The sequence below is a fragment of the Nonomuraea sp. AD125B genome, from assembly GCF_041402765.1.
Taxonomy (GTDB): Bacteria; Actinomycetota; Actinomycetes; order Streptosporangiales; family Streptosporangiaceae; genus Nonomuraea; species Nonomuraea bangladeshensis.
The window spans coordinates 1-22185 of record NZ_JBGLOU010000018.1 but is presented as its reverse complement, the minus strand read 5'-3'; the positions used below and the strand labels follow the sequence as shown (position 1 = coordinate 22185).

Sequence of the window (22185 nt, the reverse complement as noted above, 5' to 3'; positions counted from 1 at the left end):
GGACAGGTAACGTGCCACTGGTAAGGTTGTCCGGAAATTTTACGCTTTCGAACGGGTGGGACAGGTGGAGGTCGAGCAAACAGCGCTGCCGGGGATCGGACTCAGACACGACTTCACCACCCGGACCGGCCAGCGCGTGGGAGTCGTCTCCCACCGCACCGGGCGCCGGGACCTGGTGATCTACGACAAGGACGACCCCGACCGCGCCTGCCAGACGGTGAAGCTGAACGACGAGGAGGCCGACGCCCTGGCCGAGCTGCTCGGCGCCCCGCGCATCGTGCAACGGCTCAACGCCCTGCACCAGCAGGTGGAGGGCCTGGTCAGCGTCCAGCTCCCGATCCCGGACGACTCCCCGTACGCGGGCCGGCCCATGGGAGACGCCCGGGTGCGCACCCGGACCAGCGCCTCCATCGTGGCCGTGGTCCGCAGCGGCCAGGTGTTCGCCAGCCCCGGACCGGACTTCGTGTTCCGTACGGGTGACGTCGTGGTGGTCGTGGGCAGCGAGGACAGCACCGCCGAGGTGGCCGACATCCTGGCCCGAGGGTAGGGGCGCGGGTTGCACGAAACCGCCATCCTCTTCCTCGAATTCGGAGCGGTCCTTCTCGGTCTCGGCGTCCTCGGCGCGCTGGCGCTGCGGGTCGGCATCTCCCCCATCCCTCTCTATCTGATCGCCGGTGTGGCGTTCGGCACCGGCGGGGTGCTGCCCCTCGCGACCAGCGAGGAGTTCATCTCCGTCGGCGCCGAGCTCGGCGTGGTGCTCCTGCTGCTCACACTGGGCTTGGAGTACAACGCCGACGAGTTGATGACCAGCCTCACCGGCAACGCCCGCGCCGGCATCGTGGACCTGGTGCTCAACGCGGCGCCGGGCGCGATCTGCGCGCTGCTGCTCGGCTGGGGACCGGTCGCCGCGGTGGCGATGGCCGGCGTCACCTACGCCACCTCATCCGGCATCACCGCGAAGGTGCTGTCGGACCTCGGCTGGATCGGTAACCGCGAGACGCCGACCGTGCTGTCGCTGCTGGTCTTCGAGGACCTGACGATGGCGATCTACCTGCCGGTGCTGACCACCATGCTGGCCGGTCTCAGCCTGCTCAACGGCGCCATCGCGGTGGGCATCGCGCTCATCACGGTCAGCATCGTGCTGATCGTGGCGCTGAAGTTCGGGCGGCTCATCGAGGCGTTCGTCTCCAGCCCGAACTCCGAGGTGCTGCTGCTGAAGGTGGTCGGGCTGGCGCTGCTGGTGGCCGGTCTGGCCCAGCAGCTGCAGGTGTCGGCGGCGGTGGGCGCGTTCCTCGTCGGGATCGCGCTGTCGGGCGAGCTGGCCGAGGACGCGCAGGCGCTGCTCGCGCCGCTGCGCGACCTGTTCGCCGCGGTGTTCTTCGTCTTCTTCGGGCTCCAGACCGACCCGGCGAAGATCCTGCCGGTGGCCGGGCTGGCCGCGCTGCTGGCGCTGGTCAGCATGATCACCAAGCTGCTCACCGGCATCTACGCGGCCCGCCGGGCGGGCATCGGCAAGGCCGGCCAGGCGCGGGCGGGCATCGCGCTCATCCCGCGCGGTGAGTTCAACATCGTCATCGCCGGCCTCGCGGTCGGCGCGGGCGCGCACCCCGACCTGGGGGCGCTGGCGGCGGCGTACGTGCTCATCCTGGCGGCGTTCGGCCCGCTGGCGGCCAAGCTCGTGCAGCCGTTCATCACGGCGATCGCGAAACGGGCCTGATCCGCTAGCTTTGTCCGCATGGGCACCAGACGAGCGGCGTTCCCCATCGAACGCACGATCGGCGCGGACGACTGGGACGCGCCGGAAATCACGGGAGCTGATTTCCGGCGCGTCCTGTTCCAGGACGTGGATCTGACGGAGCTGATCGACCGCGGCTCCTCCTTCGAGGAGTGCACGTTCGGCAACGTGCGCTTCAACGTCTCCGAGCACACCGACGCGCGCTTCCTCACCTGCCTGTTCGCCGGCTGCTCGTTCTTCGACGCGACGTTCACCGGCTGCAAGATGACCGGCAGCGTCTTCGACGGCTGCACCTTCGGGCTGCTGAAGATCAGCGGCGGCGACTGGTCGTACGTACAGCTCCAGGGCGCGGACCTGCGCCGCAGCACGATCGAGGACGTACGGCTGCGCGAGGCCGACCTCGGCGGCGCCCGGCTGGAGGGCGCGGCGCTGCGGCGCTGCGACCTGTCGGGCGCGTGGCTGCGCGGCGCCGACCTCACCAAGTGCGACCTGCGCGGCAGCGACCTCGGCGGGCTCGACCCCGCCGACGTCACGCTCAAGGGCGCGATCATCGACCCGGTGCAGGCGACGGCCGTCGCCACGGCGCTCGGCCTGGTCGTCCGCCCCTGACGTCAGGCCGGGGCGCCCGGCGGGATCAGGGAGACGGCCGCCCGCCGCAGGGCGGGCAGGAAGGCGAGGACGCGGTCGGCGCGGCGGCGGCGGTCGGCGGGCGTGCCCGCCCCCAGGTCGTCCAGCAGCTCCAGCAGCCCGTCCTCATATCCGCTCAGCCCGGCCGCGGCCCGCTTGGCCAGGCAGCGGGCGTAGGTCGCGGCCAGCCAGAAGACCGCCTCGCGGTGCAGGCCGCGGGCGACGAGCTCCCGGCCGCCGTCGACGGCCACCGGCCGGGCGGCGGGCGTGAGGTCGGAGGCGAACGGGTAGTCGGGGGCGTCCGCCTCCGCGGCCGCGTCGAAGACGGCCTCCAGCACGCTCAGGTGCCGCGACACCCTCGCGGGGCTCAGCTCGGCGCAGCCCAGCAGCTCCAGCAGCTCCTCGTGCAGGTCGAGACGGCCGTGCTCGGCGAGCAGATCGCGCACGGCGGCGTAGCGCCTGCGTACGGTGGGGTTGCGCAGCGCGGCCACGAGCGGCACGTGCGCGGTCACCCCGGTGCCGAACAGCCACGCCATGACCTGCGCGGGCAGCGGCGCGGCGGCGTCGAGGCCGCCGAGCCGGTCGCGGACCCTGGCCAGGGCGTCCTCGCAGCGGGCGAGGACCCAGCGGCGCTCGGCGAAGCCGCGGGCGACCAGCCGGTGCAGCCGTTCCAGTCGCCCGGTGGGGTCGGCGAGGACGCCGGGCAGGTGCAGGTTGCCGGCCAGGTGGTAGTCGCCGAGCACTTCGCGGGCGCCGCCGATCCCGGGGATGGCGGAGACCTCCAGCAGGACGCCCTCGTAGCGGAACTTGCCGATCCTGACGGGCGGGTCGGCGATCACCATGACGTCCACGTCGGAGGTCGCGGGCAGCTCGTCGGACGGGTCCGCCCACAACGCCGAGCCGGTCAGGAACGCGCCGCCGAACCCCGGCAGCGCGGCCCCCTCCTCACGCACCCACCTGCCCGCCAGCCGCCTGGCCGCCGCGACCCGCATCCCCGTCCCCTCTCCCCGTCCCCTCTCGCTGTCCCCGCCGGTCCCCTTCGTTGATGACGCGGGAGACACAACCCGCATTCTCCTGCGGAACAGTGGCCTTCTCGCGCGTTCGCGGCCGGGCGGAGGGGGGCAACGCTTGTTCATGAACGACGCCTCGAACGCGGGCCCGGACCTGGAGCTCCTGGTCCGCCGGGAGCTGGCGGAGGCCGGTTTCACCGTCGAGCCGTCCCTGCTGTCGGCGGACGGCGGGCTCGGCGTCTGGCACGATCCGGCGCGCGGGGTGATCGTGACGTGGGGCGGCGACGCCGACCGCCTGGTGAAGTACGCCACGGTCCGTTCGGCGGTCCGGCTCGCGCTGCGCACCGTCCTGGTCCGCGCCGGGCACGAGGTGCGCGAGGACCTCGACGGCACCGAGCTGGTCATCACCTCCTGACGAGACCGGGAGCAGGGCGGGCGTGACGACGCCCCCGCCGCCTGGGTGATCGGGCTGCCCACTTGCGGGCGGCCTTCATCGGTTGTGGGAATGGCGGGCGGCGGGGGCGTGGCTCTGGACGTCAGATGAGCTGCAGCGCGGGCCGGGCGGGCTCGGCGGCCTCCCCCCGCGTGTGCAGGTCCTCGCGGAACGCGGCGAGGTAGGCGTCACGGTCGTGGAAGGTGGCGGCGAGGGCGTCGCCGTAGTCGATGAGCCGGCGGTGGGCGTTCCCGCGCGGCTCGTAGCGGGCGTGCATCAGCCGGTCCAGCTCCGCGGGGTCGCCGCCGGCCGCGCAGATGACCTCGGCCAGGATCTCCGCGTCCCGCAGCGTGTAGCTCATGCCCATCCCGGTCATGGGGTGGCAGGCGAACGCGGCCGAGCCCAGCAGGGCGGCGTTGCCGCGGTGGTAGGCGGCGACCCGCATGGCCGAGACCTTGATCCGCTGCCACGCGGCGGACTGGAGGCTGTCGAAGGCGTCGGAGCTCTCGGAGACGAACTTCTTCAGCTCGTCCACGAGGGTGGGGACGCCGTCCTGGAAGACCTCCTCGTCGCACTCGGGGGGCAGGCCGACGAACACCCTGGCCTGCTCGGGGCCGAGCGGGTAGAAGTAGGCGAGCCAGCCGTCGGAGCTGAAGTAGAGCCGGTTGAGCCGGGCGACGCTCTCGGTCAGCGGCACCGTGGCCACGCGCATGATGAGCCGCTCGTACGGCAGCGTGACCTGCTCGATGCCGAGCGCCCGGCGCACCAAGGACTTCGTGCCGTCCGCGCCCACGACGACCCCGGCCCGCAGCCGGCGGCCGTCGGCGAGCGTCAGCTCCTCCACCCCTCCCCCGCCGACGGCGATGTCGCCCATCTCGGCGCCGAACCAGAACTCCACGCCCTCCATCACGCAGCAGGTGTAGATGAGCTCGACCAGCTCCTGGTAGGGGCGGATGAGGAAGCCGCCGTCGGGGAAGCGGCAGTCCTGGATCGGGTCGCCGTCGTGGTAGTAGCGGACGTGGTCGCGCCTGAGGCCATGGCGTCCGACGAGGTCCGCCAGCCCGTGCCGGGCCAGCACCCGCAGTCCCGGGGGCTTGAGGAAGTCCGCGCCCGCGCTGGGGATGGACGGTCCCTGTTCGATGACGACGACGTTCTGCCCGCGGCGGCGGAGGAGCAGGGCGAGGAAACAGCCGCCGAGCCCGGCGCCGACGATGGCTACGTCGCACGATGTGGTTGCCATGACGAGGAGCCCTTTCGGTGGTTCTGGATCTAGTTCGGATTCCCGCGGGTGCTCGCGAGCGGGCCGGAGTCGGCCGCGCGTGGCCGCGGGACGGCGTGGACGGGCGGGTTGGCGGGCTGGTTGACGTGCGGGTGGACGTGCACCCCGGCGTGCTGTCCTGCGTGCTGGCCGGTGTGCGGGTCCATGGGCAGGGCGCGGGTCTCGGCGGGCAGCAGCGCGTCGGCCTCCGCCGCCACGGTGGCGAGGGTCATGCGCAGCTCCAGCAGCATCCGGCGCGGCACCTTCACCATGACGTCGCCGGGGTCGGTCCGGACCCGGGTGATCTTGGTGAGGGCGAGGGCGCCGGTGAGCACCGAGATGGCGACGCAGATCGCGATCGCGCCGGCCAGGCCGCCGAACCCGCCGATCAGCGCCGGGTGGTCGATGACGAGCGAGACCACGGCGACGCCGACGGCACCGCCGACCATGCGGGCCATGGTGGCCGCGCCGACGGCGGAGGCGTACTGGTGGGGGCGGGCGGCCAGGGTGGTGGCCACCGAGGTGCCGGGCGCGAGCGCGCCCACGCCCATGCCCACGACCACGCTGGCGATCAGCCCCCACACGGTGGGGCCGACCTGGGTCAGGACGAGCACGCACGCGCCGCCGCAGAGCAGCGACCCGGCGTAGATGAGCCCGTACGGGCCGATGTGCTTGACGAGCTTTCCGGCCAGGTAGCTCGTCACGACGACCGCGACCGACGTGGGCGTCAGCCACATGGCCACCTCCAGCATGGGGTAGCCGAGGTGGAGCAGGTACAGCGGCTGCACGGTCAGCAGCCCGTACGACAGCGCGCCGAACCCCCAGGTGGCCAGCCAGCCCCAGACGAACCTGGGCCGGCGCCACAGCGCGAGGTCGATGGCGGGCAGCCGGTGGTGGCGGGCCTGGGCGAGCGCCCCGCCGATCAGCAGGAGCGCGGCCAATCCCAGCCACGCCACGTCCGTGCCCCAGGCCATGGCCTTGGAGATGGCGAGGACGATGACCGCGATGCCGGCCGCCAGCAGCCACGCGCCGAGCACGTCCGGCAGGCCGCGCGCGCCGGCCCGCTTGCCGGAGGGCAGCGCGAGGCAGGCGACGAGGAGCACGACGCCGATGACGACGTCGGGCACGAACAGCATCCGCCAGTCCACGGCGGCGGCCAGCCAGCCGCCGCCCGCCTGCATGAGCAGGCAGCCCAGCCCGGAGGCCGAGCTCCACAGCGCGATCGCGCCGCGCCGCTCGCTCTCCGGCAGCTCGCCGAGCAGCAGCCCGAGGCTGGCCGGGATCATCGCGGCGGCGCCCGCGCCCTGGACGGCCCGCGCCGCGAGGACGAACGACCAGGAGTCGGCGGTCACCGTGGCGATGCCGCCCAGCACGAACACCACCAGCCCGACGGCCAGCACCCGGCGGCGGCCGAACAGGTCGGCCCAGCGGCCGGCCGTGGCCAGCAGCGCCGCGATCGGGATGAACGCCGCGCTGGTCAGCCAGACGAGGTCGCCGAGGGGCATGCCGGCCCCTGCCGGTGTGTAGCGCAGCACGCCGACGGCCAGGGTGGTGGCCGTGGTGTCGGCCATCACGGTCAGCATGACGCCCGCGCCGACCAGGCGCAGCATGACTCCCTGACGGCGGCTCAGGACGGCCGTGCTCGTCCCCCGTGCCGGTGACGAACGCACGTGGTCACCTCCAACGTACTATCAGTGGTCCTCGCCAGCCGCGTGGGCCGGCGGGATGGGCGGGTTCGTGGTGCGGGTATGTGCGGGTTTCGCGTGATTCAGGCGCCGTAGCGGCCGGGCGAGAGCAGGCCGTCGGGGTCGAGCGCCGTCTTGAGCCGGTGGAGCATGCCGAGGCTGGCGGTGCTGGTCTCGGACCAGACGTCGGCGGCGGCGTGGTCGATGTCGGAGCGGTAGATGGCGCAGCCGTTGCCGCGCAGCACGCAGTTGCCGTCGTTGCGGAGCTGGTGGGCGCGGTAGGCGCCGTCCGGGCGGGAGCGGTCGAAGAAGATCTGGATGACGCCGTTGGCCAGGTGCCGGCCGACGACGTTCCACTCGGCCATGAGGGCGGTGGAGTGGGCGTCCACGGCGCTCTGCAGGGCGTTCACGATGTGCACGGTCTTGCGGGCGTCGGTCGGCATCAGCGGCATCAGGGCGAGGAAGCCGAGCCCGGTCGCGTCCACCTGCTCGCAGGAGGCGACGCCGAGCGCCTTGCGTACGCCCGCGCAGGTGGGGATGCCCTGCGACATGAGGGCCCTGGCGTAGAGCGGGTCGTCCGGCTTGACCTCGGTCGGGTCCACCACGAGCAGCTCCTCGGAGCCCTCGACCTCGGCGAGCGCCTTGCGCAGCAGCTCCTCGGCCAGCTCGACCGCGGCGGCGGTGCCGAGCAGCGGCCCCATGACGGCGAAGCGGTCCAGGTCGACGCCGGCGGGCAGCGTGAAGTCGCCGTGGGACGGGGTGAGGGCCAGCTCGCGTACGCGGAGCATGCCGTCGGCGGGGTTGCCGCGGCGGACGAACCCGGCCACCGCCTCCAGCGCGACCGCGGCCTGGTGGCGCGGCAGCCGGCCGTACACCATGCCGATGGACTCGGGGCGGGGCACCAGGGCGATCGCCATGGCGGTGACGATGCCGAGGTTGTGCTGGACGAACGCGGCCGTGAGGTCGGGCCCGGCGACCCTGCCGTGGTAGCGGCCGGCCGGGTCGAGCCCGCCGGTGGTGACCACGCTGCCGTCGGCGAGCACGGCCTCGAGGCCGGCCACGTCGTGGACGCGGGAGCGGAAGGTGCCGTCGCCGCGGTCGAGGGCGTTGCCCACCACGGAGGTGTCGGCACAGGAGTTGGTGACGTTCAGCATCCACGGGGTGTCGCGCAGCGCCTCGGCGAGCTGCCGCTGCGTCACGCCGGGCTCGATGACCGCGAAGCCGGTCTCCAGGTCGATGCCGCGGATGCGGTTCATGCCGCTGAGGTCGACGACGACGTTGTCGTCGGTGACCGGCATCCCCGAGCCCATGCCCCAGTTGCGGCCGGTGCTGATCGGGTAGAGGCGGTGCCGGGTGGCGCCGGCGGCGCGGACGAGGGCGCGGACCTGGTCGAGGGTGCGCGGGGACTCGGTGCCGGTGATGGAGCGTGGCTGGTGACCTCCGACGTCACGCGGCATCAGCTCGACTCGCGTTAGCTCCTGCATGGTCGTCCTTCCGTTCCTCTCAGGCGGTGTGCTGGAGCAGGTCGTCGATGGAGCCGATGGCCTGGTGGGACATGTCCCTGATCTCGAGCAGGCGCTGCTCGGCGAACAGGTCGGGCGCGGGGATCAGCGCCGGCTGCGGGGCCTGCACGGGGAACTCGCGCAGGGCGTAGGGGTGACGGCGGGGGCGCGGGACGCCGTGACCGGAGTCGTGGAGGTCACGGGAGTCGCGGGGGTCGTGCGCGTCGCGGGGGGCGGGGACGTCGGGCCTGGCGGGTCCGGGCAGGTGCGGGGGGGTTCGCATGACGGGGCCTTTCCTACCGGATGTGGGCGGGGTTCTTCCGGGGTGGCCGCTCGCCGTCGAGCGGCGTCTGGGTCAGCCTGCGCCCTCCTCGTGGCCGGCGTATCCGGCCAGAGGAGCGGCGGCGACGGCCGCGGGGGTGGCCCGCGGTGCGCCGTTGTCGATGACGCCGTCGATGACGCTGTCGATGACGCCGTGGTTGATGACGCTCGCGGCGATCCGGCGCTCCGCCAGCCCCATGTGGGGACGGCCGGCGCCCGGGGTGCCGGGGCGGGCGGCCGAGCCGCGGATCATGGAGCTGGCGTGCACCCAGCGGCGGGTCTCGGCCAGCACCTCGCGCTGGGCGCGGCGCAGGTCGCCGTGGCGGGAGTGGTGCTCGCACACCGCGCCGGCGAGCACGCGCGCCATGACGAGGTGCTCCTCGCAGGCGGCGGCGACCTTGGCCTCCAGGCCGATGACCTGGGCCAGCAGGAGCTGCAGGTGGGGCAGGCCGGAGCTGCGCTCGTAGCCGTGGAGCTCGGCCAGCCGCTCGGGCCAGCGCAGCCGGCGTTCGATCGAGGCGCAGGTGGCGGCGACGATCTCGGCGGCGGACCCGTCGCCGGGGTCGCGGCCTTCGAGCTGGACGGCCCGCTGGGCGGTCTGCTCGAAGCCGGTCAGGCGGCGCAGGCCGCTCTGCAGCAGGCGTACCCGGTTGTGCAGGCAGGCGGCGCTCCAGCCGAGCACCAGCAGCCGGTCCTGGTCGGCGTCGCAGTGCCAGCCGACCAGCGACACTTCGCGGGCCATGCGGTGGTGCAGCACCCACGCCTCATGCTCGGCGGGCGGCACCGGGGTGTCGATCCACACCTGCAGGCCGCCGGGCGGCAGCTCGCCGACGCCGATCTCCACGCCCTCGGGGGCGACCCGGGCGCAGATGCGGTGGACGACGCGTTGCTGCGCCGCCGTCTCGGGCGCCAGGGGCGCCGTGCCGTCCCAGAGAGGCGGCATTCGCTGGGGGGCCACTTCCGCCCTTGGCTCGACGCTCATCTGAGGCCACCTCCTGACCCGCGGGCCGAATCGAAGCTCTGTAAATTCACACTTAATAGTGCCGCTCTGATCGTGGGCATGACGAGCTTTTCTGTCAACTGGCACTTTACGCATCCAGTATGTTTGCGGCGGCGCAGACGCGGAAAGCGCGACGCGACGGCGCGTTCGCGCAGGTGAATCCCAGGTTGCCGATGATCGGTGATCTAGAGTCCGAACCAGGGCGTAAGCCAGGACGACAGGACGAGGAGCGCAAACATGCCGGTGCCCAGAGCCGTGGTCGCGGCCGTGGTCGCCACCTCGGCGTTGCCCGTCACGACGGGCTCGCCGCAGGCGGGGGGCGGCTACTGCGCGCTGCCCGACGACTCCCAGGTGTCCCCTCCTAACCTGATCGCCACTGCTTCCTCACTCGGCTGGATTCATCCCAATCCGCCGCCCGCCCGGCGGGAGCCGAGCGACCTGGAGCGACTGGACTTCGCGGGCTTCCCGAACGTGTCCGTCCTCGACGTCGCCGGGCCGGACGGCCGGCCCGCGCAGAAGGTGATCACCACGTTCACCACGAACGTCGACAAGGTCGTCACCCTCACCAGCGAGGCCGCCGTGTCCACCGACGGCGGCGTCACGTTCGGCCCGTCGGCGGCCACGCCGCTGCGCGAGTCGCCGATCGAGCTGCTGGACGGGAGCTACTTCGCCACCGAGTACTACCAGAAGCGGACCGGGCCGCACACGGCGCGGCTGGGGGTGCTGACCTCGAACGCCGCCGACGACGGCGAGGACTGGCTGCGCTCGGCGGCGACCCTGCGCACCCCGGACGAGCTGCTGTCCGGCGGGGCCGCGCACGGCACGCCGGTGCAGCTCGCCGACGGCACGATCCTGATCACCGTCTACGCCCGCTACCGGGACACCGGGGCGTACCAGGCCGAGGTGTACGCCAGCGCCGACGGCGGCCGCACCTTCGAGCGGCGCGGCGTGATCGCCCGCCCGGAGGAGGCCGGGTACGCCTACACCGAGGCCGCGCTGGCGCAGGTCATGGACGGCAGCCTGCTGGCGGTGATCCGCCGTGACGGCGGGACGTACGCGACGCTGAGCCAGGCCCGCTCGACCGACGGCGGCCGGACCTGGACACCGCCGGCCGGGCTGCGCTTCGCCGGGGCGGACTGCGTGGTGCGCGGCGTCGCGCCGCGGCTGCTGCTCATGCCGGGCGGGACGCTCGTGCTGAGCGCGGGCCGGCCGGACAACTGGCTGGCCGTCTCCCGCGACGGCCTCGGGCACGAGTGGCAGCAGCCGCGCGTGACCTACCACAACCGGGACGGCGTGTGGGACGCCCACGGCTCGTCCGGCTACACGGGCGTCGCGGCGCTCGGGCCGCACCGGCTGATCCAGGTGTTCGACAACTGCAAGATCGCCGGGGTGCGGCCGGACCACTCGCTCGACGAGACGGCCTGCCCCGCGCACGGCCGCTTCGAGCAGGGCGGCTGGTACGCGATCAAGCGCGGGCTGTACGACGTCGCCCCGCCCGCGCCCGGCCGCCTGGACCTGGCCGGACTGCTCCGGCGCGGCGACCTGAAAATCGCCACCACCATGCGCTGGACCGGCCGCGGACGGCCGCACACCCGTCCCGAGGCCGCCCTCGACGGCAGCACCGGCTACTGGTCGAGCGCGGTCGCCGCGGGCGGCCCCGGCGAGTACGTGCTGCACCTGGAGCGGCAGTACCGCTTCACCATGGCCGGGCTGAGCCTGCGCCCGGGGCATCCGGCCGGAGCCCGCGTGTACGTCTCGCGCGACGGACGCGCGTGGGGCAAGCCGGTGCTCACCATTCACGACCGTACGGATTACGCGCTGCGTCATGAGGCGATCGACGCGAAAGGCCGGCACGTGAAAATCGTGGTGGACCGTTCCGACGATTGCGACCGGGAAATCGGGCCGTCGTGCGCGATGCTCAACGAAATCGAGCTCTACGCCGCGACGTGACCTTTTCCCGGCATTTTTCGAGTGGTCGGCGCGGCGGTCAGGTGTCCAGGTCGAGCCGGTCGTGGTCGCCCGTTCGCGGCGCGGGAACGGCCATACCCATTCCGTAATGGCGGTGCAGCAGGATTTCCTCTCCCGCGGTCAGCAGACCGTCCACGGCGACGTGCGGCGCGGCCCTGACTTTCGCGCCGTCGAAAGCGACGGTGATTTCGTCACCCGTACGGCTGCTGCCGGCGAGCGGCACGAAAGTCTGCCGCATGCCGAGAAATCCGCTGCACACGGTCACCCACTCCGCGCGGCCGGTGCGGTCGTTGAGATAGACCTGTCCCACCCTGCCGAGCGGCTCGCCGTCGCAGCCGACGACGTGGCACTCCAGCAGCGTGCGGATCTCCGTCTGCGTGGCCACGACCTACCCCCTGATGTGGCGCCCCTTGCATCGAACTGGACAGATACCCCATATCGCCACAAAACCACACCTTTTGGGCAATGGTTTTCTGTCCGGTTCCACACCGCGTGGGCCGGGCGCGACGCGCCCGGCCCACGGCCCTTCCTTCGAGCGCCGGCGGATCAGCCGCCGTGCGCCTTGCGCAGCGCCTCCAGGTGCTTCTTGAGCTGGGGATCGGCCTCCTTCGCCAGCGCCACGACCTCCGGCGAGGTGCCCTTGTCGATCTCCTGCTTGGTGATCCTGATCGCGGCGACGTGGGACTTCGTCATCCCGGCCAGGAAGTCCTGGTCGAAGTCGGCGCCGGTGTCGGCGCGCAGTTTGTTCGACAGCTCCTTCTGGGCGGCGGTGGGCGAGCCCGGCAGGTCGACGCCGAGCCGGCCGGCGAGCTGGGTGACCTTCTCGTCCAGCGCGGTGTGGTCGTCGACCAGCACTTTGCCGATCGACTTCACCTGATTGGTGGTGCCCTTGCCCTCCGCCAGGCGGCCGGCCTGGATCTCGGCCATGTTGCCCTGGTGGATGGTGCGCAACCAGGTCTGGTCCAGTTCGGACGGCGGGGCGGTGGTCTGCGGCGCCACCCCCGCGGTGTTCGTGGGTGCGGTCGCGCACCCGGCGAGGGCGGCGGCGGCCAGCAAAAGTGTCAGGCGGCGAGTACGCATGAGCATTCCTATGACGATGGCGACACTGATCCACTACGCACAGTAACCGCCCATGCCGTCACGTCGCCGTATTGCGCCGTCCGGCGCGTCCCCCGGCGTCACTCCCCGGGCAGGTCCCTGACGAAGACCAGCCCGTCGATCAGGTCCAGATGGGCCGGGTCCAGAGGGAAATAGCCGAAGTACGCAGACTCCCGGACCGCGGGCGGCTCGCCGGCGAGGGCGGCGGCGGCCAGGCCACGCGGGTCCACCAGGAAGCGGTCCTCCGGCACGGCGTGCAGCAGCCCTTCGACCGTGCCGGCCGGCGGGGTGTCCACGCCGCGGTGGCGGATCGTGCCGACGGCGATGGCGAGGGCGGCGTAGTCGGCGCCGAGGCGGGCGCGGACGAGCGCGCCCGCGCTCCACCACCGCACCGGGCCCTGCTCCATCCGCATCGTGCCCGACGTGGGCGTGAGGTGCAGGTTGTGGGAGAAGACGAAGGTGGGGCGGCGCTCGGCGAAGGCGAGGAGGTTGGCGGCCATCACGGCGGACCGCGTGGCCAGCAGGCCCACCATCCTCCCGGGTCCCGTGTCGGCCAGGTGCGCGTGATAGCGCAGCAGGCCGACGGCCGCCCTGCCGTACAGGCGGGCCCGGTCCCAGTCGTCCCGCGCGGTCGCGGCGAGCAGGTGCGGCGTCTGCGCGTCGAGCAGCGCCACCAGGTCGTCGGCGAGCAGCCGCAGCTCCGCGGCCTCGGCCGAGCGGCCCACCGACCGCGAGGGGTCGCGCATGGCGGCCTGGTCGCTCCAGCGCTCGTCGGCGCCGAGCAGCCGGTCGAGGGTGCCGGCGGTGCACGGGAGCAGGACGGCCTCCACGTGGGACGCGAGATAGCCGTGCAGCGCCATGAGCGCCTGCCGGGGGCTCTCCGCGTGGGTGATCTCCGTCGGGCTGTCGAAGGCGGTGAAGCGCACCTGCTCGGCCGCCGGCCGGCCGGCGTTGTGCTCGCGCATCCAGCGGACCAGCTCGCGGTTGCCCTCCAGGGCGCCCCATTCGTGGCTGAAGCCGCGCTCCATGACCTCGTCGAGGGTGCCGGCGCCCGAGGTGACGTGGTCGTCCACGACCAGGCCGCGCAGGCAGTCGGTCTCCAGCGCGATCGCGCGGTAGCCCTCCCGCTCGACGAGCTGCCTGAACAGCTCGTTGCGCACGTCGAGGAGGGTCTCCTCCAGGTGGGTGGGCTCGCCGAGGGCGAGCACGCGGGGGCGGTTCGGGAGCAGGGCCATGACGGAGGCCGCGTCGAGGGGGTGGGTGACGTCCTTGATGCCAGTTGTCATGACTTCAACGGTATCGTTGAACCTTCGGGTGAAGCTTTTACCCGCTTTTCAAGCTTTTTCGGCGTCCTACCTTCAACCAAGGGGGGACGGGGCGAGGGCGCCGCTTGACCCTCGCGGCTCGCGGCTCGTCGTCCGCGCCGCCGTCGCGGGTTCCGGGTAAAGAAGCGGGCCGGGATGGTTGAGCCCGGAAAGAGGGGGAAGGGTGGCTGACTCCTGAACGTCGACCGTGAGGAGGAGCCGTAGTGCTCACCCTGACAGCCAACGCAGCCCAGGCGATTCGCGATCTCACCGCGACCGCTCCGGAGCCCACCCAGAGTGGGATCCGCATCTCGTCGGAGGGTGAGGGCGCCAACGCGCTCACCCTGTCACTGGCCACCGCGCCGGAGCCGGCGGACGCGGTCGTGGAGTCCGAGGGCGCCAGGGTCTATCTCGACCCCGTGGCCGCGACCGTGCTGGACGACAAATCTCTCGACGCCGGAGCGGACGACCAGGGCAGTGTGTCGTTCCTGGTCACCGAGCAGGCCGTGTGAGGCGCGCCCCCGCCGGGCTCCTTGAGCCGCGGCCCGGCGGGGGGCGACCCCACGCGCATCGCTGAGCCGGCTCAGCCGGTGGTCAGCAGCTTGTGCAGGTAGCGGACCTGCTCCTCGCTCTGGTACCCGCCGCCGCCCTCGTGGTTATTCCAGGGCCACACGACGATCTCCTTCGGCCCCTGCCAGTGGTTGTAGGCGGCGAAGACCGTGGACGGCGGGCACACGTCGTCCATCAGCGCCACCGAGTAGAGCGCGGGCACCCGGCCCCGCGCCGCGAAGTTCATCCCGTCGAAGTACGCCAGGGTCCGGAAGACCTGCTCGGCGCTGTCCCTGCGGGTGGCCATGAAGCGGACCAGCTCCTGGTACGGATCCTTCCCGGTGATCTCGACCGCCCGCCGGAAGTGGGTCAGGAACGGCACGTCGACCAGCGCCGCCTTGACCGCCGGGTGCAGCGCGGCCGTGGCCTGCGCGATGCCGCCGCCCTGGCTGCCGCCGGAGACGACGATCCGGCTCCCGTCCACCGCCGGGTGCTCCAGCGCGGCGTCCACGGCCCGGACCGCGTCGGTGAACACCCGCCGGTAGTAGTAGTCCTCGGGGTCGAGGATGCCCCGGGTCATCATGCCGGGGGCCTGCGGGTTCGCGCCGCCGTGCGGGTCGGGCGTGGTGCCGGGGCTGCCGACGTTGGCGCCGCCGTGGCCGCGGGTCTCCATGACGAACACCGCGTACCCGGCCGTGGGCCACAGCAGGTGGTCCTTCGGGAAGCCGCGCCCTCCGCTGTAGCCGATGTAGTGCATGACGCACGGCACCGGGCCCTCGGCGCCGCGCGGCAGCAGGAACCAGCCGTTGATGCGGTGGCCGCCCCAGCCCGCGAACGACACCTCGTACACCTCGACGCCGGCGAGGGGCAGGTCGTAGGGGGTGTAGGTGGCCGCCAGGTCGTGCTGCCCGGCCTCGGCCAGCGTACGGGCCCAGAAGTCGTCGAAGTCGGCGGGCTCGTCGCGGTCGGGACGGTAGTCGCGAAGCTCGTCGAGCGGCAGATCGAACAGTGGCACAGATGCTCCCCTAACTGACAGAACGATGGTGATATTTCACCTCATAAGCCAGGAAAGCGGTATCCCGCCCCCGGCTGGTGAGACGCCTTGTCCGCGCCCGCGTGGGTAGGGGCTCTCCTCGTGAGCGAATACGCCAGCCAGTACGTCATCGCGGTCCCCCACTCCCACCTGTCTCCGGACCTCATCCTGGACGCCCCCGCGGGCACCGACGACTTCCTCGTCGTCTTCGGCGACGACACCGAGGCGCGGGCGCAGCTCCTGCACGACGACGCCGGACGCCCGGTGCTGCGGGTGGGCGGCTACATGACGTCCCAGGGGACGGTGGTCGCCGAGCAGCTGTGGAGCGTGCGCGAGGCCGCCCGTCACGGCGACCGGCTCCGCCTCCGCATCGGCCGGTCCCTCCCCTGAGCACGGGCGCGGGCTGGCGAACTTCTGTAAGGAGCCTTACGATTCACCGATGATCAACCTGAAGCGGCCCTCGTACGAGGAGCTCGTGGCCCGCCTCGGCACGCCGGTCGCCGTCGAGGACGCGCGCGCCCGCTGGGGCTCGCTCGTCGACGCCGCCAAGAACGGCCAGGTCACCCTGATCACCCGCGAGCGCTGGGAATGGGCGGCGCTGGTGCCGCTGTCGCGGGTGGCCGGCGTGCTGAGCGGGCTGCCGGTCGTGCCGCTGTCGACGGCCCGCTCGAAGCTCGGCGACCTCGTCCGCCAGGTGGCCGACCCGTACGACGACGAGCCCGTGCTCCTCGTCCGCCGCCGCACCCCCGTCGCGGCGCTGGTCGCGGCCCGCCAGCTGCTGGAGCCGCCCGCCGCGCCGCGCGGCCCGGACGCCGACGCGCTGCTCGCCGGCGGCCACACGGTCACGCTGGCCCTCGACCCGGTGGGCGGGCTGATCGTCGCCATCGCCCGCGACGCCGAGGGCACGCAGGTCGCGGCGGCGTCGGGACGCGACGCCGCGCAGGCGCTGCGCTCACTCGCCGGGCCGCTGCCGGGTCAGCCGGACGGCTCGCCCGGCAGGACCACCGCGTCGGGGCCCGGATAGACGAACTGCGTGTGGCCGTCGCCGAAGCGTACGACGTAGGGCGGCGCGCCGTCGGGGCCGCGCACCTCCACGATCACGGCCTTGCGGTCGGCCTGGCCGACGACGTTGCCGTGCACGAGCAGAATGTCACCGACGTTCGCCTGCATGAGCGGTTCCTCCCCGAGGGGCTCGGACGACTGCGGGTGCCTGCTCCCACAGTGCACCAGCGCGGCCGTACGGAAAAGGCGGGCAGCCGGTCGCTTAAATCAGTCGATAACCGGACATGGCGGCGGCTACCGTGTGGCCGGTGGACGCCCCTCTGGAGACTTCGCGGCTGGTCCTGCGGCCCTTCACGGCCGCCGACGGCGAGCAGCTGATCGCCCTGCACAACGATGCCGAGGTCATGCGGCACCTCAACGGCGGCAAGCCGGTGCCGCGCGAGCGGATCCTCGGGGAGACCCTGCCGCGGTTCGTCCGTGGCGGCTTTCTCGCGGCGGTCGAGAAGGCGTCGGGCGGCTTCATCGGCTGGTTCCACCTACGCCCGCCCGAGGGCGGGCCGGCGGACGAGCTCGAGCTGGGCTACCGGCTGCACCGCGCGGCCTGGGGGAAGGGGTACGCGACGGAGGGCTCGCTGGCGCTCATCGACAGGGCGTTCGGCGAGTTGGGGGCGCGGCGGGTGTTCGCGCAGACGATGGCGGTCAACGTGCGGTCGCGGCGGGTCATGGAGAAGTGCGGGATGCGGCTCGTGCGGACGTTCTTCGAGGACTGGCCGGATCCGATCGAGGGCGCGGAGCAGGGCGAGGTCGAGTACGAACTACGCCCCGAACACCGGCATCCCGCCGCCCCTTGACCGCGCGTCCCCGGAACACCGGCACCCTGCCGCCCCTCGACCGCGCAGCCCCTGGCCGCGTCTCCCCGGCTCCGTCTCCCGACCCCGTCCCCGGCCCCGTCTCCCGACCTCGTCTCACCCCACCCGCCTTCCCCTGCCGCGCCTCTACGCGTTCGCTCGGGTCGCCGTGACCGTGTAGCGCTCGTCGGTGATCTCCTTGCCCCACAGCAGCGGGTCGGTGAGCGGCTCGACGTGGACGTCCGCCAGCGGGACGGGGAGCCGTCGCAGCGCGGCCACCAGGTCGGCCGCCGCGATCCCGCCGTCCCAGGGCGTGCCCTCGCGCCGGGGCACCGTGCTCCAGCGGCCCTCGACGAGGACGAGCCGGCCGCCGGGGCGCAGCAGGCCCGCCCAGCGGGCCAGCGCCTCCTCCGGCCCGGGCAGGGCCCAGACGAGGTGACGGGACAGCACCACGTCGAAGCGCCGCTCCCCCACCGGGGGCGCGGCGGCGTCGCCCACCGTCACGACGGCGCCGGTGCCCGCGAGTTTGGCCCGCGCCCGCTCCACCATGCGCGGCGCGAGATCGACGCCCGTCACGCGGTGACCCGCCTCGGCCAGCAGCAGCGACAGCGACCCCGTGCCGCACCCGAGGTCGAGCGCGTCGAGCCGCCCGTCTCCCGGCGGCAGCCAGGCGGCCAGGCGGGCGGCCCAGGCGGCGCGGACGCGGGGGTCGCGCAGGCCGTGGTCCGCCTCGTCGTCGAACGTGTCGGCGGCGGCGTCCCAGAACGCCGCGGTGTCAGGCTGTCGCATGCGGGTCATCCTGCCGGGCGGCACCGACAGTTTCCGACACCCGACCGCTGGACAACCTGGTGCACTGGTCAGACCAGTGGTTAAGGTGCCCTCATGGGATATGAGGGGCTGTTCCGCCTGGACGGGCGGCGTGCCGTGGTGATCGGGGCGGGCAGCGGCATCGGCAGGGAGGCGGCGCTGGCGCTGGCCGCGCACGGCGCGTCCGTCGTCTGCGCGGACCGCGACCTGGACACCGCCCGGGAGAGCGCCGCCGCCTGCGGGGGCGCCGCTCGGCTGCTGGACGTGCTCGACCCCGACGCCGTACGGTCGGCCGCCGCCGAGGAGCCGGCCGACGTGCTGGTGTTCACCGCCGCCACGAACGTGCGCAAGCGGCTGCTCGACTACACCGGCGAGGAGTTCGACCGGGTGGTGGGGCTCAACCTGCGGGGGTCGTTCGACGTCGTACGGGCCTTCGGCGCGGGCATGGTGGAGCGGCGGCGCGGCTCGATCATCGGGTTCGCGTCCATCCGCGCGTCGGTGACCGAGCCGGGGCAGAGCGCGTACGCGGCCACGAAGGCGGGCCTGGTGCAGCTGCTGCGGACGGCCGCCGCCGAGTTCGGCCCGTACGGCGTGCGCGTCAACGCCGTCGCGCCCGGCGTCGTCGAGACGCCGCTGACCCGCCAGATCAAGGACCACCCCGACTGGTACGCCGCCTACGCCGCCAAGTCCGCGCTCGGCCGGTGGGCGTCGGCGGAGGAGATAGCCGGGGCCGTGGTCTACCTGGCCGGCGACGCGGCCAGCTTCGTCACCGGCTCGGTGCTGTACGTGGACGGCGGCTGGACCGCCGTGGACGGCCGTTTCGACCCGCCCAACTGAGACCGCCCCAACTGAGACCGCTCCGTCTGAGGCCGCCCCGTCTGAGGCCGCCCCAACTGAGGCCGCCCCGACTGAGGCCGCCCCAACTGAGACCGGGCGAACCGAGTGCGTCAGTGGTCGCCCGTGAGGAAGCGGCGGGCGGCCTCGGCGAAGACGCGGGTGCAGCGGACGATCTCCTCGACCTCCACGTACTCGTCGGCCTGGTGGGCGATCCACTTGCCGCCCGGCCCGTACACGACCGACGGGACGCCGCCCCAGTGCGTGAGTACGGTGCCGTCGGTCGAGCCGGGCACCCCGCCGTACACCGGTTCCTCCCCCGTGACCGTCCGGTGGGCGGCGGCCAGCGCGGCCACCACCGGGTCGGTCACGGGCACGTCCACGGGCGGCCGGTCCACCAGCACCGACACCTCGGCGGCGATCCCGTACCGGATGGAGCGGGCGGCGAGCGCGGCCACCCGGTCGGCGACGTCCTGGTGCTCGACGCCGGGCACCGTCCGCACGTCCACAAAGACGGACGCGGTGGCGGGGATGACGTTGACCTGCTCGTCCGAGCCGGCCCGCAGCACCGTCGGCGTGACGTATACCTCGCCGAGATGCTCGTGCGCCGGATGCCGCCGCTGCAGCTCCTCCTGCAGCTCGGCGAGCCCCACGAGCAGCGGCCCCGCGGCGGCGATGGGGTTGCGGCCGTGCTGCGGCATCGCGCCGTGCGCCATCTTGCCGGTGAGGTCCACGCGCAGCCGCAGCGCGCCCTTGGCGACGGCGCAGATCTCGCCGGCCTCGGGCTCGGCGACGATGGCGCCGTCCACGTCGGCGGCGAGCCCTTCGGCGACGAAGTGGTGGGCGCCGATCATGAGCCCTTCCTCGTCGGCCAGCGCGCACACCTTGATCCGGCCGGGGAACGGTCCGGCGAGCTGCAGGGCGCGGGTGGCGTACAGGGTGGCGGCCAGGCCGGACTTCATGTCGGCGCTGCCCCTCCCCCACAGCCGGCCGTCGCGCAGCTCGCCGCCGAACGGGTCGACGGTCCACTCCGACAGGTCGCCCTCGGTGACGACGTCGGTGTGGCCCTCGAACATCAGCGTCGGCCCGTCGCCGCCGCCGCCCTTGACCACGGCCACCACGTTGGGCCGGTCGGGCTCCACCTCGTACCAGGCGGGCTCCCAGCCCCACGAACGCATCCGCTCGGCGACCAGCTCGGCGGCGGCCCGCTCGCGCCGCCCCGGGTCGTTGGTGCTGGGGACGCGCACCAGCTCCCGCGTGAACTCCACCACTCCGGCGGCATCGACCTCGATCACGTCAGATCCTCCAGCGTCGGTACGGCCTCCAGCAGCGCCCGCGTGTAGGGGTGCGCCGGCGCGGCCCACACGTCGTCCACCGGCCCGCTCTCGACGATCTCGCCGCGGTGCATGACCGCGACCGTCTCGCACACGTGGCGCACCACGGACAGGTCGTGCGAGACGAACACGAGCGTCAGCCCGAGCTCGTCGACGAGGTCGGCCAGCAGGTTGAGTATCTGCCCGCGTACGGACACGTCCAGTGCGCTGACGGGCTCGTCGGCGACCAGCGCCTTCGGGCGGGGCGCGAGGGCGCGGGCGATGGCGATGCGCTGGCGCTGCCCGCCGGAGAACTGGTGCGGGTAGCGGTCGGCGGCCCCGGCGGGCAGGCCGACCGCGTCCAGCAGCTCGGCGACCCGCCCGCCGACGGGCAGGCCGAGGGCGACGAGCGGCTCGGCGACGAGGTCGCGCACCCGCATCCGGGGGTCGAGCGAGCTCATCGGGTCCTGGAAGACGATCTGCAGGTTCTCCCGCAGGAAGCGCAGGTCGCGCTCGGGCCGGCCGGTGACCGGCCGGCCGTCGAAGGCGATGGTGCCGGCGGTGGGCCGGTCGAGGGCGCACAGCAGGCGCAGCAGGGTGGACTTGCCGGAGCCTGACTCGCCGACGATGCCGTACCGTTCGCCCTTGGCCACGGTCAGCGAGACGTCGCGCAAGGCGTGGACGGCGGCGCCCGGCCGCAGCAGCGAGGTGCGGGGGCGGCGGTAGACGCGGCTCAGCCCGCGGGCCTCGATCAGGGGCTCGCCGGGACGGTCAGCCCGGGGGGTGCCGGCATGCGTGGGCATGGCCTTCTCCTGTCAGCGCGGGGACCGTCTCGCAGAGCGCGTCGGCGTGCGGGCAGCGGTTCCTGAACACGCAGCCGTCGGGGAAGTGCCCGGCCGCGGGGACGCTGCCGCTGATGGTGGGCAGGCGGGTGCCGCGCGGGGTGAGCCGGGAGGCGGCCAGCAGCCCTTCGGTGTAGCGGTGGCGGGGCCGGGTGAACACCTCGCGGATGGGGCCGGACTCGACGACGCGGCCGCCGTACATGACGAGGACCCGCTCGCAGACGGCGGCGACCACGGCGAGGTCGTGGGTGATGAACAGCAGCGCGGGCGCGACCTCGGCGATGAGGTCGAGCATCCGCTTCTGCACGGTGACGTCGAGCGCGGTGGTGGGCTCGTCGCAGATCAGCAGCGCGGGCTCGTTGGCGAGGGCGATGGCGAGCATGACGCGCTGGCGCTGCCCGCCGGAGAGCTGGTGGGGGTAGGCGCGGGCGAGCTGCGCGGGCTCGGGCAGCCGCACCCGTTCGAGCAGCTCGACGGCGCGGGCGCGGGCCTCGCGGCGGCCCCGGCCGTGCAGGGTCATGACCTCGGCGACCTGGGCGCCCACCCGCATGAGCGGGTTGAGCGCGGTCATGGGCTCCTGGAAGACCATCGACAGGTCCCGGCCGCGCAGCCGCTTGAGGCGGCTCTCCGGCACGCCGATCAGGTCGTGTCCGGCGAGCGTGGCCCGCCCGGTGGCGGTGACGCCCTCGGGCAGCAGGCCCATGAGCGACAGCGCGGTCAGCGACTTGCCGGAGCCGGACTCGCCGATCAACCCGACCCGCTCGCCCGGCCCGATCGCGAACGACACCTCGCGCACGAGCTCGGTGTCGCCGGCCCGTACGCCGAGCCCGTCAACCGTCAGCACGGATCCTCCTCAGCTTGGGGTCGAGGAAGTCGCGCAGGCCGTCGCCGAGCAGGTTGAAGCCGAGCACGGCGAGCGCGATGGCCAGGCCGGGCCACAGCGCGAGGCGCGGGGTGGAGAACAGCAGCTCCTGCGACTCCTGGAGCATCCGTCCCCAGGAGGGGGTGGGCGGGCG

25 protein-coding genes and 1 pseudogene are annotated in these 22185 nt (G+C 73.3%); 10 read left to right on the top strand and 16 right to left on the bottom strand.

Annotation, left to right across the window (positions count from 1 at the left end; all coding sequences use genetic code 11):
* Window positions 1-55: 55 nt before the first annotated feature.
* From ACBR40_RS37670 to ACBR40_RS37660, 3 genes are read left to right on the top strand one after another with little or no spacing between them, the layout of a single operon-like run.
* Entirely contained in the window at window positions 56-547 is a 492-nt protein-coding gene (locus tag ACBR40_RS37670; protein WP_371251790.1) for a cation:proton antiporter regulatory subunit, read from the top strand.
* A 9-nt stretch (window positions 548-556) separates the two neighbouring features.
* A complete protein-coding gene (locus ACBR40_RS37665) occupies window positions 557-1717 on the top strand; it encodes a cation:proton antiporter (RefSeq protein WP_344206009.1) in 1161 nt (386 codons plus the stop codon).
* Between the two features lie 18 nt (window positions 1718-1735).
* Window positions 1736-2344, top strand: coding sequence for a pentapeptide repeat-containing protein (locus tag ACBR40_RS37660; RefSeq protein WP_364456333.1), 609 nt, complete (start codon window positions 1736-1738; stop codon window positions 2342-2344).
* 2 nt (window positions 2345-2346) lie between these two features.
* Here ACBR40_RS37660 and ACBR40_RS37655 read toward each other — a convergent pair whose 3' ends face one another.
* A complete protein-coding gene (locus ACBR40_RS37655) occupies window positions 2347-3354 on the bottom strand; it encodes a hypothetical protein (RefSeq protein WP_371251789.1) in 1008 nt (335 codons plus the stop codon).
* A 142-nt stretch (window positions 3355-3496) separates the two neighbouring features.
* On the opposite strand from ACBR40_RS37655, the gene ACBR40_RS37650 reads away from it, so the two are divergent.
* Window positions 3497-3787 carry a hypothetical protein gene (locus ACBR40_RS37650; protein WP_344206004.1) on the top strand — a complete coding sequence of 97 codons (291 nt, stop codon included), beginning with the start codon at window positions 3497-3499 and terminating at the stop codon, window positions 3785-3787.
* Between the two features lie 121 nt (window positions 3788-3908).
* Here ACBR40_RS37650 and ACBR40_RS37645 read toward each other — a convergent pair whose 3' ends face one another.
* The 5 genes from ACBR40_RS37645 to ACBR40_RS37625 form a co-directional block, all read right to left on the bottom strand.
* Window positions 3909-5045 (bottom strand): FAD-dependent oxidoreductase, encoded by a 1137-nt coding sequence (locus tag ACBR40_RS37645; RefSeq protein ID WP_371251788.1) that lies wholly within the window; start codon window positions 5043-5045, stop codon window positions 3909-3911.
* A 29-nt stretch (window positions 5046-5074) separates the two neighbouring features.
* A complete protein-coding gene (locus ACBR40_RS37640) occupies window positions 5075-6673 on the bottom strand; it encodes an MFS transporter (protein ID WP_371251787.1) in 1599 nt (532 codons plus the stop codon).
* 158 nt (window positions 6674-6831) lie between these two features.
* Entirely contained in the window at window positions 6832-8232 is a 1401-nt protein-coding gene (locus ACBR40_RS37635) for an FAD-binding oxidoreductase (protein WP_364456341.1), read from the bottom strand.
* Window positions 8233-8251: 19 nt separating this feature from the next.
* Entirely contained in the window at window positions 8252-8533 is a 282-nt protein-coding gene (locus ACBR40_RS37630) for a hypothetical protein (protein ID WP_344205998.1), read from the bottom strand.
* A gap of 72 nt (window positions 8534-8605) precedes the next feature.
* Window positions 8606-9553, bottom strand: a complete 948-nt coding sequence (locus tag ACBR40_RS37625) for a hypothetical protein (protein ID WP_371251786.1) — start codon at window positions 9551-9553, stop codon at window positions 8606-8608.
* A gap of 255 nt (window positions 9554-9808) precedes the next feature.
* Here ACBR40_RS37625 and ACBR40_RS37620 point away from each other — a divergent pair, with 255 nt between their 5' ends.
* Entirely contained in the window at window positions 9809-11521 is a 1713-nt protein-coding gene (locus ACBR40_RS37620) for a sialidase family protein (protein ID WP_371251785.1), read from the top strand.
* Window positions 11522-11558: 37 nt separating this feature from the next.
* On the opposite strand, the gene ACBR40_RS37615 is transcribed toward ACBR40_RS37620, so the two are convergent.
* The 3 genes from ACBR40_RS37615 to ACBR40_RS37605 all read right to left on the bottom strand — a co-directional run bounded on the left by ACBR40_RS37615 (window position 11559) and on the right by ACBR40_RS37605 (window position 13923).
* Window positions 11559-11924, bottom strand: a complete 366-nt coding sequence (locus ACBR40_RS37615) for a PRC-barrel domain-containing protein (protein ID WP_344205994.1) — start codon at window positions 11922-11924, stop codon at window positions 11559-11561.
* Window positions 11925-12085: 161 nt separating this feature from the next.
* Entirely contained in the window at window positions 12086-12619 is a 534-nt protein-coding gene (locus ACBR40_RS37610; RefSeq protein WP_371251784.1) for a DUF4142 domain-containing protein, read from the bottom strand.
* A gap of 98 nt (window positions 12620-12717) precedes the next feature.
* Complete coding sequence (locus tag ACBR40_RS37605) at window positions 12718-13923, bottom strand: erythromycin esterase family protein (RefSeq protein ID WP_371251783.1); 1206 nt, start codon at window positions 13921-13923, stop codon at window positions 12718-12720.
* Window positions 13924-14165: 242 nt separating this feature from the next.
* Here ACBR40_RS37605 and ACBR40_RS37600 point away from each other — a divergent pair, with 242 nt between their 5' ends.
* The gene (locus ACBR40_RS37600) at window positions 14166-14453 is read left to right on the top strand and encodes a Fe-S cluster assembly protein HesB (RefSeq protein WP_344205990.1); all 288 of its coding nucleotides are present in this window, start codon (window positions 14166-14168) and stop codon (window positions 14451-14453) included.
* 71 nt (window positions 14454-14524) lie between these two features.
* On the opposite strand, the gene ACBR40_RS37595 is transcribed toward ACBR40_RS37600, so the two are convergent.
* Window positions 14525-15505 carry an acetylxylan esterase gene (locus tag ACBR40_RS37595; RefSeq protein WP_344205989.1) on the bottom strand — a complete coding sequence of 327 codons (981 nt, stop codon included), beginning with the start codon at window positions 15503-15505 and terminating at the stop codon, window positions 14525-14527.
* Between the two features lie 120 nt (window positions 15506-15625).
* On the opposite strand from ACBR40_RS37595, the gene ACBR40_RS37590 reads away from it, so the two are divergent.
* Both ACBR40_RS37590 and ACBR40_RS37585 read left to right on the top strand, forming a co-directional pair.
* Window positions 15626-15913: a hypothetical protein gene (locus ACBR40_RS37590; RefSeq protein WP_344205987.1), complete on the top strand. Its 288-nt coding sequence runs from the start codon at window positions 15626-15628 to the stop codon at window positions 15911-15913.
* Window positions 15914-15962: 49 nt separating this feature from the next.
* Complete coding sequence (locus ACBR40_RS37585; RefSeq protein ID WP_371251782.1) at window positions 15963-16547, top strand: type II toxin-antitoxin system prevent-host-death family antitoxin; 585 nt, start codon at window positions 15963-15965, stop codon at window positions 16545-16547.
* Here ACBR40_RS37585 and ACBR40_RS37580 read toward each other — a convergent pair.
* A complete protein-coding gene (locus ACBR40_RS37580; protein WP_344205985.1) occupies window positions 16499-16693 on the bottom strand; it encodes a DUF1918 domain-containing protein in 195 nt (64 codons plus the stop codon). The two genes, ACBR40_RS37585 and ACBR40_RS37580, sit on opposite strands and share 49 nt — an antisense overlap.
* Window positions 16694-16833: 140 nt before the next feature.
* On the opposite strand from ACBR40_RS37580, the gene ACBR40_RS37575 reads away from it, so the two are divergent.
* A complete protein-coding gene (locus ACBR40_RS37575) occupies window positions 16834-17376 on the top strand; it encodes a GNAT family N-acetyltransferase (RefSeq protein WP_344205984.1) in 543 nt (180 codons plus the stop codon).
* Window positions 17377-17520: 144 nt separating this feature from the next.
* Here the strand turns inward: ACBR40_RS37575 and ACBR40_RS37570 are convergent, their stop codons facing one another.
* Window positions 17521-18162 carry a class I SAM-dependent methyltransferase gene (locus tag ACBR40_RS37570; protein WP_371251781.1) on the bottom strand — a complete coding sequence of 214 codons (642 nt, stop codon included), beginning with the start codon at window positions 18160-18162 and terminating at the stop codon, window positions 17521-17523.
* A 93-nt stretch (window positions 18163-18255) separates the two neighbouring features.
* Here ACBR40_RS37570 and ACBR40_RS37565 point away from each other — a divergent pair, with 93 nt between their 5' ends.
* Window positions 18256-19017, top strand: a complete 762-nt coding sequence (locus ACBR40_RS37565) for an SDR family NAD(P)-dependent oxidoreductase (RefSeq protein ID WP_371251780.1) — start codon at window positions 18256-18258, stop codon at window positions 19015-19017.
* 110 nt (window positions 19018-19127) lie between these two features.
* On the opposite strand, the gene ACBR40_RS37560 is transcribed toward ACBR40_RS37565, so the two are convergent.
* The 4 genes and pseudogenes from ACBR40_RS37560 to ACBR40_RS37545 all read right to left on the bottom strand — a co-directional run.
* On the bottom strand, window positions 19128-20309 hold the full coding sequence (locus ACBR40_RS37560; protein ID WP_371251779.1) for a M20 family metallopeptidase: 1182 nt from the start codon (window positions 20307-20309) through the stop codon (window positions 19128-19130).
* Window positions 20306-21130, bottom strand: coding sequence for an ATP-binding cassette domain-containing protein (locus tag ACBR40_RS37555; protein WP_344205977.1), 825 nt, complete (start codon window positions 21128-21130; stop codon window positions 20306-20308). The genes ACBR40_RS37560 and ACBR40_RS37555 overlap by 4 nt, the downstream gene beginning before the upstream one ends.
* Window positions 21099-22013, bottom strand: coding sequence for an ABC transporter ATP-binding protein (locus tag ACBR40_RS37550; RefSeq protein WP_344205975.1), 915 nt, complete (start codon window positions 22011-22013; stop codon window positions 21099-21101). Before ACBR40_RS37550 ends, ACBR40_RS37555 begins: the two co-directional genes overlap by 32 nt.
* Window positions 22000-22185: pseudogene (locus ACBR40_RS37545) on the bottom strand (ABC transporter permease); the annotation flags it as partial. The gene ACBR40_RS37550 and the pseudogene ACBR40_RS37545, both read right to left, overlap by 14 nt.